The sequence below is a fragment of the Streptomyces sp. NPDC048001 genome, assembly GCF_043203115.1.
Classification (GTDB): domain Bacteria; phylum Actinomycetota; class Actinomycetes; order Streptomycetales; family Streptomycetaceae; genus Streptomyces; species Streptomyces sanyensis.
Genome location: NZ_JBIDBN010000001.1, coordinates 568114 through 581454, shown reverse-complemented (window position 1 = coordinate 581454; position 13341 = coordinate 568114). Strand labels below are relative to the sequence as shown.

Below are 13341 nucleotides of genomic sequence, written 5' to 3'. Positions count from 1 at the left end.
GCTCCCGCGTGGACTTCGGACTCGTCCTCCAGACCGACCCGCCCGCCTCCGAGGTGGTCGGACTCATGCGCCGAGCGGAGCGCAACGGCTTCCGCTACGGCTGGACCTTCGACTCGGCCGTGCTGTGGCAGGAGCCGTTCGTCATCTACAGCCGCATCCTGGAGCACACCACCACGCTCCATGTCGGCCCCATGGTGACCAACCCCGGAACGCGCACCTGGGAGGTGACCGCCTCCACCTTCGCCACGCTGAACGAGATGTACGGCAACCGCACGGTGTGCGGGATCGGGCGGGGCGACTCCGCGATGCGGGTCGCGGGCCGCAAGCCCGACACCCTGGCCCGGCTCGGCGAGGCCATGGGCGTGATACGCGACCTCGCCGAGGGGCGGGAGGCGGAGGTCGACGGCAGGACGCTGCGCCTGCCGTGGGTCCGCGGCGGCCGGCTGCCGGTCTGGATGGCGGCCTACGGCCCCAGGGCCCTCGCCCTCGCCGGGCAGAAGGCCGACGGCTTCATCCTCCAGCTCGCCGACCCCTTCCTGACCGAGTGGATGGTCAAGGCGGTCCGGCGGGCCGCCGCCGAGGCCGGCCGCGACCCGGCCTCGGTCACCGTCTGCGTCGCGGCCCCCGCCTACGTCACCGCCGACGACTCCCCGGAGGCCCTCGCCCACGCCCGGGAGCAGTGCCGCTGGTTCGGCGGCATGGTCGGCAACCACGTCGCCGACCTCGTCTCCCGCTACGGCGAGCACTCCGAGGCGGTACCGGAGGAGCTGACGGCCTACGTCAAGGAGCGCGAGGGCTACGACTACAGCCACCACGGCCGTGCGGGAAACCCGTCCACCGACTTCGTCCCCGACGAGATCGTCGACCGCTTCTGCCTCCTCGGTCCCGCCGCGGCGCACATCGAGAAGCTCCAGGCCCTGCGGGCGCTGGGCGTCGACCAGTTCGCCGTCTACGACATGCACGACGCGAAGGAGGCGACGATCGACGCCTACGGGGCGGAGATCATCCCGGCCGTCAACGGGGTCAATGCAGGCTGATGTCCTTCATCCCTGGTTGCTGATGCCGAGCCGAAGTCGATAGTGTGTGACGCTCTGATTCGTCATCGGCCCAGTCACCGGCATGGAGCGGGGGAGCAGGAATGAGCGAGAGGTCCGCCGCGGATCCCGTCAGGACCGCCGGGCGCATCAGGTCCCTGCTGGAGCGCGCCGGGCTCGAAGGCGAGGACCCGCTCCGGGTGGAGGGCGAGGGCGGCCTGTCGTACGCCTCCGGGCTGCCCGTGGAAGACGTACAGGCACTGCTGCGCGGTCAGCGGCTGCCGCTGGGCGACGGCGGCGGGGCGGCGGACCCGGTGGAAGAGCGCCACCGCCGGGTGGTCGCCCGGATCGTCTTCCTGCGCCGTACCCGGCTGCGGACCACCTCCGACGGCCAGCGGCGTGCGTACTCGCTGGCGGACATCGCGGCGGGTGCGGGGACGAGCGCGCAGTGGCTCGACAAGATGATCAAGACGGGGAAGGCCCCGAACCTCGATCACGCGGCCGGGATAGCCGACTTCTTCGGAGAGAGCATCGAATTCCTGGTCGCCGAGCCGGCCGAGGCCCTGGACCGGGTGCTCCAGCGGATCCACAAGGACCTGCTGGAGCGGACCGTGGCGCGCCAGGAGGAGCACATCGAGCGCCTCAGGAACGCCGACGCCCTCGCGTCCGTGGGTTCTGTCGGTTCCGGCGCACCCACCGGTTCCGATCTCGGCATCGTCGGCTACGCCGCCCGTGCCTTCGCCGACGTCCCGGACGACACCGCACAGCCCATCATCGCCCTCATCGAGTCCATTGCCCGGCGCTCGCGCGAGGAGCGCGCCCGGGAGAGCCGCTAAAGGGCCTCTGGCCAGGGACGATGCCGGTGGCGGGCCGCAGTTGCCTCCGCCGCCACAAATGGCTACTGTCGCGGGCGCACGACTGACAGAGCGCCGTGCGCCTGTTCGGGGGAACGACGAGCGGGGGGCCGGCCAGGCGTCCGGGGGAAGACATGTGGGACGCGGTTTGCCTATCCCGTGAAATGAAGCGTCATCGGGACGAACTGTTCGCCGGGGTGATGCGCCCGCTCGCACCGGAACCGCACGAACTGCTGTACGCGGTCTGCGCCTACGTCTCGGAGAGCAGCGGGCGTGAGGTCCGTCTCGTGCTCGAGCCGTTCCCTCCGGGCACGGTCAGCGGGCTCTGGCTCGACCTGGGCGACCACGAAGTGATCGCGGTGGAGAAGAACACCCTGTCGGTCCATCAGATGGTGATCCTGGGCCACGAGCTGTGGCACCGCAAGGAGGCCGAGGGCGATGCGGTCGCCCATGTTGCGGCGCGCACCGACTACGACCTCGCCGAGGAACGGCGGGCGGAGCGGTTCGGCCGGCTGCTGGGGGCGAAGTTCCGGCCGTTCCTGCTCGGCACGCGCAGCAGCACGCCCCCCGACGCACGGGCCGGGCGCATCTGGGAGTCCCTGGGGGGCCGGTGATGCACGAAGGCGCCGACTACTACCTGCCCGCCGCCGTGCTGGGCGCGGCCCTGCTGGTGAAGCTGCCGGCTCTGGTCCGCGGGTGGCGCAGCGCGACGGTCCGGACGGTGAACGCCCTGCTGCTCCTGCCCTGCGCGGGCTTCGTCCTCTCCTCCCCGCCGACCATCACCGCCGTCAACCGGCTCACCGGCATCAGCAACCTCTCGGCCCTCCTCGTCCACTGCATCCTGACCGTCTATGCGTGCGCGTCCCTGGTGCTGCTGGACTACTGGCGCGCGGAGTCGGTGGACTGCGCCCGTACGCGCCGACGCGTACGGGTGTGGAAGGCCGGCTGCTGCGTGGTGATCACGGCCCTGGTGGGACTCTTCGCGCTGGGCGAGGTCCCGGTGGAACGCCCGCGGGACTTCGACACGTACTACGCCACCACCCCGTTCATCAGCGCCATGCTCGTGCTGTACCTGCTCGGGTACGTCGCGGCCGGGGTGGCCACCACCGTCGTCTGCTGGAGCTGGCTGCTCGACATCGGCAGACGGACGGCGGGGCAGGAGACCAGGACGGCAGGCGACCGGTCCTTGCAGATCGGGCTGCTCGTGCTGGTGATCGCGGCCCTGGCCAACATCGTCTTCGGCTCGTTCAAGTTGACCGCCATCGCGGCCCGCTGGGCCGGCCGGGACTGGGACGCGCTCAACGAGAGCCTGTCGCCCTTCATCTCGGCCAGCGGGATGATGATCGGCGTCGGGCTCCTCGTACCGGCGTACGGACCCGCGCTGATCGACCGCGTGTGGCACCCGCTGCTCGGCATCAGGGCACTGCGGCCCCTGTGGCGTCTGGTCAGCGTCTCCGGGCTGACCCCCGGCAGCAGGATGTTCCTCCCACCGCCGTGGTACGCCGGACCGGAGCAGGTCCTGCTCTACCGGATGACCACCATCCACGACTGGATGCTCGCCCTGTGCGTCCACTGCACGGACGAGGTGCGTGAGGCGGCCTACCGGCAGGCGAAGGAGAGCGGGGCGGCGGAGCGCGAGGCGGTGGCCGCCGGCCTCGCCGCCATGTTCACGGCGGCGGAGGCCCGGGCCCGTACCGTGCCGCCCGCGCCGGAGCAGGGCTCTCTTGCGCTGGCCGCCGTGTGCTCGGCGGAGGCGGCGGACCGTGACCTCCTGGTGTCGGTCTCCCGGGCGCTGGCCGTGGCCCCCGGCCGACGGCGGATCGCCGCCCCCGGGGGCTCCTTCGAATGCCGGTGAGGGCACGCCACCCCCGTGGGGTGCCCTCACCGGCGGATCGTGGCGGCCAGTGGCCGTCCGGCTCCGGTGTCAGCCGTTCCAGGTGCCGGTCATGGCCAGGTGGCCGGGGGCTCCGGGCAGGCTCACCGGGACGGCCGTGGTGGTGGTCCAGGTGCGGTCGGCGCGGCGGGTGGTGTGGAGGACCTTGTTGTCGGCGGTGGTGACGGCCACCTGGACCTCGCCGGCGACGTGGGCCGTGGCGACGGACTTCGCGGTGACGGTGCCGAGGATGCCCTTGATCTCGGCCAGCGGCTCCCAGTGGCCGCTGAAGTTGCGGATGGCGTGGTACTGGCGGGCGCCGTTGTCGGTCGCGATGACCACGTGGGTCTGGTCCCCGGAGCCGACCGTGCTGATGGCGGTGATGGGGCCGGTCGGGCCGGCGGCGTCGGCGACGTCGCCCCAGGCGAGCCAGTTGCCGCTGGCCTGGCGGATGGTGTGGTAGGCCTTGCCACCGCTGACGGTGGTGACCTGGAGCTCGCCCCGGACGACGGCGGTGGCCGCGGCCGTCACGTTGCCGACCTTGCCGGAGGTGATGTCCCGGAAGGGCGTCCAGTGGCCGCTCGCGTTGCGGATGGTGTGGAACGCCTTGCCGTCGGCGACGGCGACGACGTGGAGATCCCATCCGTTGTTGGTCGCGGTGACGCTGGTGAGGCTGCCGAGGGAGTTGGCCACACTGAAGACGTCGCCCCAGGTGCCCCAGGTGCCGTCCTGCTTGCGGGTCGTGTGGAACAGCCCGCCGTTGTTGCTGACGGCGAGGACGTGGGTGTCGCCGTTCATGCCGACGACAGCGGAGCTGCGGATGCCGCCGATGTTGCCGGAGCCCTGGGTCTGGATGTCCTCGAAGCCGGTCCAGGAACCGTCGTTCACCCGGACGCCCTGGTAGAGGGTGGTGCCGGACTGCACGAGGGCCTGGGTCTTCCACCCCGGGGACTGGGCGCGGACGCGCTGGAACCAGCCGTGGAGGTCGTTGACCCGGGTACTGAACGCCCCGGAGCGGGTCTCGGTGGCGGGGGTGCCGAGGCAGCCACCCTGCCAGCCGAGGCTGGTGATGCCGACGAGGGCGGGCTTGCCGCCCTCCGTGCGGAACGCGGGACCGCCGGCGTCGCCGGCACAGACGGTGGCGTCGGCCGGGGTCCTGGCGGCGAGGTCGAAGCCGGTCGCGGTCACGTTGCCCGCGGTGAACACGGCCGCATGGCGGGTGGCGGGGACCCACTCGGTCCTGGTACGGCCGAAGCCGGCGACGGTCAGTTCCTGCCCCGTGGCGGGCGCGGTGGCCGCCAGCGGGACGGGGGTGATGTCATCGGCGGGCTGCGCGAGACGGGCCATGACCAGGTCACGGTCGGCGTGCGGGACCAGCTCGGCGATGTCGCTGGAGTGGCCGCCGCTGGTGATCAGCAGGGACTTGCCGACCACGGCGGTGGTCTTGTCCTTCGGCGCGCCCGCGGCCACGGTGTTGCTCTTGGCGGGGTCCTCGGCGAAGCAGCTCTTGGCGGTCAGGACCCAGTACGGGTCGACGAGCGCACCGGAGCAGGAGCGCTTGCCGTCGCCGATGGTCAGCTTGGTGTTGAAGGCGAGCCCGGCGGTGTCGACGGGCTGTCCGGCCCCGCGGGCAGCGGAGCTGCCGGTGACCCGAAGCTCCAGCAGGACGGCGGCGGACGGGTCTGCGCCCGCTTCGCCGAAGCCCTTGCTGCTGCTGTCGGGGATGTCCAGGCTCTGGGTCTCGTTCCTGACGGAGATGCTGGCCTTCACCGACCGCTTGTAGGTCTGGATCCGGTACGCGCCCGGGATGGAGACCGTGAGGTGACCGGTGTCCTGCGGGGCGGCGAAGCACATCCGCTCCTCGGGCAGCTTCAGATCGCGGGCCCACACCTTGATCTGGTAGGGGCCGTCGCAGGAGGTGTAGGTGATGCCGCCGTCACCGCTGATCAGCTTCGCGCCGGTTTCGGCCAGGACCTCGGCGCTGTTCGGGTAGGTGCCGTCCTCGAAGACGAACGGGGCGTCGGCGTTGGCGGCCGGCTCACCGGCGGCCGAGGCCAGGGGTGTCGCGGCCCCTACGAGGACCGCCGCGGTCGCGGTGGCTGCCGGCAGCCACCGGCGTGTGCGCAGTGCCATGAACATCACTTTCGTGTTGAGGGGCCGTCCGGCTCGTGCCGGACGGCTGGAGGATGCGGGAGGGCCGCCGTGCGAGGCGCTACCGAGGCAGCCCGACGACCGATTCGATGAGCGGGACGAGGGGCTGGGCGGTGTCCTCGGGCACGTCTGCGAGCGCACGCGCGGCCTGGCAGGCGACGGTGTCCATGTCGCAGCCCGGGGCCGGGGCCGGGACTCCGGCCGTGCCGGAGTCCTCCAGCAGCCGGACCAGCAGGTCCGTGTGGATCTGCTGCAACACCCGGTGCAGGGCCTTTGCCGGAGGGTCCGTCAGGAACTCGATGCCCTCGCCGAAGAGCCCGGCGATCTCGGCCTCGTGGTCGAGGTTCGGGGCCCTGCCGGCCTTGAGCACCCTGTCGAGCCGCTGCGCGCTCGTTCCCGCACTCGCAGCGATCTCCGCCAGGGGGTAGGTGCGCCTGCCGCCGTCCTCGGCCGCCTTGAGCCGGGTCCTGCGCAGGAGTCGGATCCGTTCGACGACCTGATCACCGCGGCCTGTGTGCGTGTTCGGCCGGTCTCCGCGGAGCAACGCCTCCACTTCGGCCACGGCAGGGCCCGATGCGAAGGCGAGACCGCCCTCGCCCTCGACCCTCAGCACATCTCCGCGGTCGAGCCCCGCCCGCCCGATCAGGTCAAGGATGCGCCTGAGCGTGTCGATCGGCTCGGGAAACGGCCTGGCACTCACAGTGTGGCCTCCCCCCGGATTCCTGTGCTCGTGGTCTTCCGAGGGGAGACGGTAACGGCTCAGCGCCCGCTTATCAACTGACGTTTGCTTGATGTCAACGGCAGTTGAAATCCCTCGGGTTCCTTCATAGGGTCCTCACAGGTCGGGAGACCCCCATGCCCGGGCACGGGCCATGGCCGGCCGTGTCCGCGCGTCGTCCGTCGGGCGCGCAACCCTGCGACGGGCAGTGCAGTTCCCGTCGGCGGCCCGGGGCGTCTCCATCTGGCGGTCCGTCAGTTCACGCCCAGTTCGGCTGGGCTTCATGCACGCCGGTCCCGGCGGTTCCGGCACACAGAGGGGGAGATCCGTGCGTCACACAACAGGCCGACCACACGGCAGGGTGGGGAGGAGACCTGGTGCTTCGCGCTTGCTGATAGGCGGCCTGCTCCCGCTGGCCCTCCTGTCGACCCTGGTGTCCGGGGCACCGGTGGCCGCAGCCGAGGAGACACCGGTCAGTGACCGGGAGAAGACCGTCGCCTTCTGGAAGTCCGGCGGTCTGGCGATGAAGTCCGCCGCCGGGGCCGCCCTGACGGGCTCGGACGCGGACATCCGCGCCTTCCTCGACAAGGGCCGCGCCATCGCGGAGAACCTCGACGACCGCGAGGCGGCGCTCCAGGTCGTCGCAGAAGCCGGACCGGCGGTACGTAAGGCGGCCGAACAGGCGCTGGCGGGCACCCCGGAGCAGCTGGACGCCTTCCTGAAGGAGGGCTGGAAGGCGCCTCTGGACCAGGACCAGCGGGTCGAGGCGGCCCGGATCGGCGAGGCCGGCGGCAGGACTCTGAAGGAGGCCGCCGATGCCGCACTGAACTCCGACATCGAAGCGGTACGGACCTTCCTGAGCGAGGGTCAGTACAAGAAGCGCGACTCCGACGCACGGGTCCGCGTGGCGCAGCTCGAAACGGCCGGCGGGCCCAAGGTCCGCGCCGCCGCCACCGCGGCGCTCAACGGCTCGATCGAGGACGTCCGCGAGTTCCTCGCCTTCGGCCAGCACGTGGCCCGGGCGCAGGACCAGGAACACGCCTCCGTCAGCGAACTCGCCCAGCAGGCCAAGGACGCCGGCGACGCGGCGGAGCGGGAGAGCAAGGCCGCCAAGGAATCCGCCGACAAGGCCATCGCCCTGTCCCTGCTGGCCAGGAAGGAAACTGAGCGGGCCAGGGACGAGGCACGCGCGGCCGAGAAGGACGCCGCCAAGGCCGCCGACGCCGCCCGCCGCGCTGCGGAGTCCACCCGGCGTGCCGCCCAGGCCGCGCAGGCGGCGATCTCCGCCGCACGCTCCGCGAACTCCGCGGCCCAGGTCGCCGCCGCAGCCGCCACGGCCGCCGCCCGGGCCGCGTCCGGGGCCGCCAACGCCGCGGCGAAGGTGCTCACCTTCGCGGCAGCGGGCAAGCGCGACGAGGCGCTCGCCGCCCATGCCCGGCAGGCCGCCGACGCCGCCGACGCCGCCGCGACCGCCGCGGACCGGGCAGCGATCTCCGGCGACGCCGCCGCCGCGTCCGCGAAGGCCGCCGCATCCTCGATCGTGAACGCGGACGGCGCAGCCGCCGCCGCGGAGGAAGCCGGCCGGTACAACGAGGAAGCCGGCGGTTCCGCCGCAGAGGCCCGCGAGGCCGCAGCCACCGCCCGCCGCCATGCGGCGGAGGCCACCCGCGCCGCGAACCGGGCCGCCGCGCACGCGGCCGACGCGGCACGCGCCGCCCGCGAGGCACGCGACGCGGCCCGCTCGGCCGCCAGGCACGCACGCAACGCCGCCGATGCCGCCATGAAGGCCGGCGAGCACGCGGCCGGGTCCAGGGCGGCGGCCGAGGAGGCCAAGGCCCACGCCGACGCGGCCCTCCAGCGGGCGAACGAGGCCATGGCAGCCGTGGGCAAGGCCAAGGAGATCCACGACCAGGCCCGCAAGGCCGAGGCCGAGGAACTCGCCGCCCGCAAGGCCACCGGCATCAACCAGGCCAAGGACATGAAGGCCGCGTACGACAAGACCTTGGCCGACGAGAAGAAGGCCAAGGCGGACGCCGAGAAGCTCCAGGCCGACTTCGCCCGCCTCGCCCAGGACGCCGCACAGCCCTCGGCCGACCCCGCCCAGATCGCCATGTCGGGCCGGAAGATGGCCCTGGCCGCCCTCCAGACCCAGGGCCCGTGGAGCCGGGCCGCTGCGGAAAGCGTCCTCGGTGCCCCGGACGCCGTGGTGGTGGAGTACGCCCGCAACGGCTGGCGTGCGGCGGAGCAGCGGGACGAGCGTGACCACGTCCTCAAGCTGGCCGGCGACTCGCCGTACGACGCGGTGAGCACCGCCGCCACCACCGCGCTGAGCGGCGATGCGGCGCAGATCCACGCCTTCCTGGTGGACGGTCAGCACAAGGTGGCCGCCCCCGACTACCGGGTCGAGGTCGCCCGCATCGGCAATGCCGGGGGCCCGGCCGTCAAGAAGGCCGCTGACGCCGCCCTCAACGGCACCGGCTACCAGCCCCTGCTGGACTTCCTCACCACCGGTCAGCACACCGCCCGCCACAGCGACGACCAGGCGATCGTGGCCGGCCTGGCGGAGAACGCCGGGCCGGAGGTGAAGGCCTACGCCGACATCGCCATCGAGGGTCCCGCCCCGGGCCTGCACACCTTCGTGGAGAATGGCCAGTACAAGGCGGCACGCCGGGATCAGATCAACTCCGGCCACGTCGCGCAGATCCAGAACATCATCGCCGGCTCGGCACAGGTGGCGGCCGGCGCCCAGCAGCGGGCGGCCGAGGCCCAGAAGAACGCCGCGACCGCGCTGGACGCGGGCAACGAGGCGACCGCGTACGCCCAGCAGGCCCAGGTCTACGCCGCCCAGGCTGCCGGCTTCGCCACCCAGGCCGACGAATCCGCCAAGCAGGCCGAAGCCTCCGCGAAGAAGGCGGCCGAACACGCGGCCACCGCCCGCAACGCCCAGCGGCAGGCCCGTGCCAGTGCGAACAGCGCCAACGCCTCTGCGGCCTGGGCCGAAGCCAGCGCCGAGCTGGCCCGCGGCTATGCCGCCGAGGCCTACGCCGGGGCCGAGGCCGCACGTCAGTCCTCCATCAACGCCGGAGCCGACGCAAACGCCGCAGCCGCCACCTACCAGCGGCACCTCGACGCGTACCTCGTCGAAAAGGCGCGGGCGAACGAGCAGACCTGGTGGAACAAGGCCCTGGAGAAGTACCAGTCCTACGGGCAGCTGTTCGTGGAGGGCATGGAATACGGCGTCGACTACGCCGGAGAAGCCGCCAAGCAGACCCTGATCTGGTATCTGAACCTCTCGTACACGGACAAAATGCGTCTGAAGGGGGAGTTGATCCACGCCGGGGCTGACCTGGCCGGCGGGATCCCCGGCCTGGGAGAGTTCTTCGACGGCTACAACTGCCTTCTTTATGGCCTGGAGGGAGTCGCGTTCGGCGACTCGAGCAAGTTCACCGATGCGGCGTGGTCCTGCGCTGCGGCCATCCCGTTCCTCGGCTGGGGTGCCTACATTCCCAAGGGGAAGAAGTGGTACAGCAAAGCTGAATCGCTCTGGGAAAAGCTGAAGCGCTTCGAAAAGAAGATTGACAGCGCGGTGCGCTGTCCCGGCAAGAAGCACAGCTTCCCCGCCGGCACGCCGGTGCTGATGGGGGACGGAACCTCCCGCCCCATCGAACGTGTCAGAGTCGGCGACGTCGTCCTGGCGACCGATCCCGTCACAGGGAAGTCCGGAACACGCCGCGTCGAGAGGACGATCCATACCCCCGATGACATCGATTTCACCGGAATCACTCTTGATTCCGCCGCCGGCGGCGGTTCCCTCACGGCAACCGACCACCACCCGTTCTGGGCCCAGAACCGTCGACAGTGGACCGACGCGGCGTCTCTCAACGTCGGCGACACCCTGCGCACCCCGGTCGGCGGTGCCGCCCGGATTGCCGAGGTCGTCCACTGGAAGAAGCGCCGGCCGGCGTACGACCTGACGGTGAACGACCTGCACACGTATTACGTGCTGGCAGGTAGGACTCCGGTCCTCGTTCACAACTGGACGCCATGCCAAGAGGCCCTCGAGGCCGTTTGGATGTCTCCGAACAAGACCCTCGCCGACAGCTTCACGGAGCACTACAAGAAGCACGCCAAGGCGTTCGGGAAAACAGAACAAGAATATCAAGCGGACGCGCAGGCATGGCTTGAATCGAATCCGGCCAGGCAGCATTTGGACTCGGATCTGATCGAACTGGCAGATGGGACGCAGGGCGCCCGGTATCGGACTCCGGGCGGGAAGGGGCCCGGAGGTATCATCAAGAACCGGAAGCTCGTCAGCTTCTGGTACAACGACAACGACAGACCCTAGGGAGAGGTGCACCGGGAATGGAATTCATGGATTCCTACAGCCTGTGGCGACAGCTCGTCCGCCCTCCGCAGGGGGTGGACGAGCAAACCCGGGATCTCCGAATGGACCTGCTGGTATCCGACGAATTCCTGCTGTCCGTGACGAACCTGGTCGACTACGGGACTTTCGACCCTCCGAAAGTCGACGTCTTCTCCTACCTGGACGGACTCCTGCTCCGGGCGGAGAGGATGATTGCTGAAGGAAGTCCCGAGGTCCGGGTATCCGCCCGCAACCTGCATGCGTATGCGGCGCTTTCGCGCCTGATGTACCGGCAGTATCTTGATGTCGGCTCGTCGGATGACGCATCCGAGAAGCCGCGAAGCGAGTGACGCTGGAGCCCCGCCGGTCCCGCCGGCGGGGCTTCCGTGCCTCGTTCAGCCGGCCGTCACCCATCTCGGTGGGGACTGTCGGCCGGGAGTGGTCTGATGGACGGCATGATCGATGAGGGTTTGGCACGTCGCCCGCCCGATGTCGAGGAAGCCGTCCGCAAAGCCGGAGGGAGGACGTCACACCCATCATGACAGCTCAGAGGGCGTTCGCGTAGGAGGAACAGCACAGGGAGCCGGCCTTGTCCAGCCCTCTCCCGGGAACCCAGAATCCCCGTCATGAAGCATGCGGGCACATTCGATCAGGACGACATCATGCGAGCGCGGAACGTGCTGCTCGCGTCGGGGCGCCGTACGCCGCGCGAGGAGGTCGACGCCTACCGGGTGCTCGCCCGGGTCAGCCCCGCCTCCTACCTGCCCCTCCTGGCCAGGGCGCTGCAGGGACTGACCTACGACACCGCGACCGGCAGGAGGCATGCGGCTTCCCTCGCCCTCGGCGAGGAGGCGGTGGCCGCGGCGCGGTCCATGGACCCGGCCGACCCGGCCCGTGCGGACGTGCTGTACGGGGCCCTCGACACGTACCAGAGGGAGCTGTACGGCGCGGGGCGACGTGCCGAAGGGCTCGCCACCCGCGCCGAGATGCTCGCCATCGGCCGTGCACAGGCCGAACGGTCCGGAAAGCCCGTGGTCGCAGGGCTGTACGGCTGGGCCACGGGGCTTTCCGAGGAAGGCCGCTATGCCGAGGCCGCCGACGCCCTGACGGAGCTGGTCGGAGCGGTCCGGCCCGAGGGATACGGCAGCGGTGCGCTCCCCTCGTCGCACCTGGCGTGGATCGCCGCTCTCCAGGATGCGGGCCGGTCCGGTGAAGCGCTCGCCGGGTTCCGGGTGGTCGTCGACACGGAAGCCGCCGGGGCCGCGAACGACCCCGGCCGGACGGCCTGCCGTCTCCATGTGCTGATCGGACACGCGCGGATGCTCGACCTGCACGGCCGGGGGGAGCAGGCCGCCCTCGTACGGCAGGAGGCACGCGCCGCGCTGACGGAGCTGGCCGATACCGGCGGGCGGCATTCCTGCAGCGGCCGTCAGACGGCGTTCTGGGCGGCGCTGCTGACCCTCTCCGGAGCCGAGAGTGATCGGCCTCCGTCCGAGGGGCCGCGTCCGCCTGCGGGAGTGGCCCTCCTGGACTGGTCACCGGAGGCCAGGCAGCGCTACTTCGACAGCCGTCATGCCCTCCGCGAGGAGGCCGACACCCTCGCCGCGCGGGCTGCCGAGGATCCGGACCGTCATCTGGCCGATCTGGTCCGTCTGCACCGGGTCCTCACGATCCGCTCCGCCGTCTACTGGCAGCACCGCACCCATCTGTTCGCGGACCGGGTGCGCCCGCTGTTCGACGACGGGGTGGACCTGGCCCGACGGCTGTCCCGGCACGACCCGGCAGAGGGAACGCGAACCCTCGCCCGGACCCTGATCGACCGATCGGCCTTCCGCGCCGCCGCCCGCGATTTCGGGCCCGCGCTCGACGACTTCCGCGAGGCTCTGCACTGCCTGGGGGAGGCCGGCCGGCCATAGGGCCTGCCCCGCAGGGTTGTTCATGCGGCGGACGGCGGGTGGTCGTCGACTGCGGTGGTGGTGGCCTCTTCGCAGGAAGGGTGTCAGTGGTGCTTTGCGCCCGTCATTGCGTGCCCAGGAGCCGTACCGCTCGGGCACGTCACCAAGCCGTCCCGGTCCGGAACCTCCACATGCTTCTGCCGAGGACCGTCCCGTCGTCCGGCCACTGCGGCCCCGCTCGGACCGGGGCGGCAACGGCCGGACGAGGGCCCACACGGCATCGGACCGATCACGGCGGCCTCTCACCCGACCGTGATCCCCGAACCGGGACGATCCGACGTCAGGTGCCTTCAGGGGACGGGTGTGTAGGTGCCCTTGACCTCGATGGAGCCGGTCTGGAAGTGGCCTTTGGTGGTGGTTCCGTACCAGATGCTGTCGTGAGCGGAGCCTGGG

9 protein-coding genes are annotated in these 13341 nt (G+C 71.2%); 7 read left to right on the top strand and 2 right to left on the bottom strand.

All coding sequences use genetic code 11. The features are described from left to right. The first annotated feature begins 8 nt into the window (after nucleotides 1-8). The 4 genes from ACGF15_RS02455 (at nucleotide 9) to ACGF15_RS02440 (ending at nucleotide 3743) form a co-directional block, all read left to right on the top strand. The gene (locus ACGF15_RS02455) at nucleotides 9-1037 is read left to right on the top strand and encodes a TIGR03842 family LLM class F420-dependent oxidoreductase (RefSeq protein ID WP_345609013.1); all 1029 of its coding nucleotides are present in this window, start codon (nucleotides 9-11) and stop codon (nucleotides 1035-1037) included. Between the two features lie 101 nt (nucleotides 1038-1138). Next, nucleotides 1139-1870: a hypothetical protein gene (locus ACGF15_RS02450; protein ID WP_392796630.1), complete on the top strand. Its 732-nt coding sequence runs from the start codon at nucleotides 1139-1141 to the stop codon at nucleotides 1868-1870. A gap of 182 nt (nucleotides 1871-2052) precedes the next feature. Next, nucleotides 2053-2502: a toxin-antitoxin system, toxin component gene (locus tag ACGF15_RS02445; RefSeq protein WP_345609009.1), complete on the top strand. Its 450-nt coding sequence runs from the start codon at nucleotides 2053-2055 to the stop codon at nucleotides 2500-2502. Then, nucleotides 2502-3743: a DUF6545 domain-containing protein gene (locus ACGF15_RS02440; protein WP_392796629.1), complete on the top strand. Its 1242-nt coding sequence runs from the start codon at nucleotides 2502-2504 to the stop codon at nucleotides 3741-3743. Before ACGF15_RS02445 ends, ACGF15_RS02440 begins: the two co-directional genes overlap by 1 nt. A gap of 69 nt (nucleotides 3744-3812) precedes the next feature. On the opposite strand, the gene ACGF15_RS02435 is transcribed toward ACGF15_RS02440, so the two are convergent. Both ACGF15_RS02435 and ACGF15_RS02430 read right to left on the bottom strand, forming a co-directional pair. Next, on the bottom strand, nucleotides 3813-5894 hold the full coding sequence (locus ACGF15_RS02435; protein WP_392796628.1) for a trypsin-like serine protease: 2082 nt from the start codon (nucleotides 5892-5894) through the stop codon (nucleotides 3813-3815). Between the two features lie 79 nt (nucleotides 5895-5973). After that, complete coding sequence (locus ACGF15_RS02430; RefSeq protein ID WP_392796627.1) at nucleotides 5974-6612, bottom strand: hypothetical protein; 639 nt, start codon at nucleotides 6610-6612, stop codon at nucleotides 5974-5976. Nucleotides 6613-7018: 406 nt separating this feature from the next. On the opposite strand from ACGF15_RS02430, the gene ACGF15_RS02425 reads away from it, so the two are divergent. The 3 genes from ACGF15_RS02425 to ACGF15_RS02415 all read left to right on the top strand — a co-directional run bounded on the left by ACGF15_RS02425 (nucleotide 7019) and on the right by ACGF15_RS02415 (nucleotide 12909). Continuing rightward, entirely contained in the window at nucleotides 7019-10975 is a 3957-nt protein-coding gene (locus ACGF15_RS02425) for a polymorphic toxin-type HINT domain-containing protein (protein WP_392796626.1), read from the top strand. Between the two features lie 17 nt (nucleotides 10976-10992). Then, nucleotides 10993-11343: a hypothetical protein gene (locus tag ACGF15_RS02420; RefSeq protein WP_345608999.1), complete on the top strand. Its 351-nt coding sequence runs from the start codon at nucleotides 10993-10995 to the stop codon at nucleotides 11341-11343. Between the two features lie 312 nt (nucleotides 11344-11655). Continuing rightward, on the top strand, nucleotides 11656-12909 hold the full coding sequence (locus tag ACGF15_RS02415; protein ID WP_392796625.1) for a hypothetical protein: 1254 nt from the start codon (nucleotides 11656-11658) through the stop codon (nucleotides 12907-12909). Nucleotides 12910-13341 lie beyond the last annotated feature (432 nt).

Excerpts from the sequence above, each read along its gene's own strand:
- ACGF15_RS02450 (WP_392796630.1), top strand. The coding sequence starts at position 1,139 with ATGAGCGAGAGGTCCGCCGCGGATCCCGTCAGGACCGCCGGGCGCATC.
- ACGF15_RS02415 (WP_392796625.1), top strand. The coding sequence starts at position 11,656 with ATGCGAGCGCGGAACGTGCTGCTCGCGTCGGGGCGCCGTACGCCGCGC.
- ACGF15_RS02435 (WP_392796628.1), bottom strand. The coding sequence starts at position 5,894 with ATGGCACTGCGCACACGCCGGTGGCTGCCGGCAGCCACCGCGACCGCG.
- ACGF15_RS02440 (WP_392796629.1), top strand. The coding sequence starts at position 2,502 with ATGCACGAAGGCGCCGACTACTACCTGCCCGCCGCCGTGCTGGGCGCG.
- ACGF15_RS02445 (WP_345609009.1), top strand. The coding sequence starts at position 2,053 with ATGAAGCGTCATCGGGACGAACTGTTCGCCGGGGTGATGCGCCCGCTC.
- ACGF15_RS02420 (WP_345608999.1), top strand. The coding sequence starts at position 10,993 with ATGGAATTCATGGATTCCTACAGCCTGTGGCGACAGCTCGTCCGCCCT.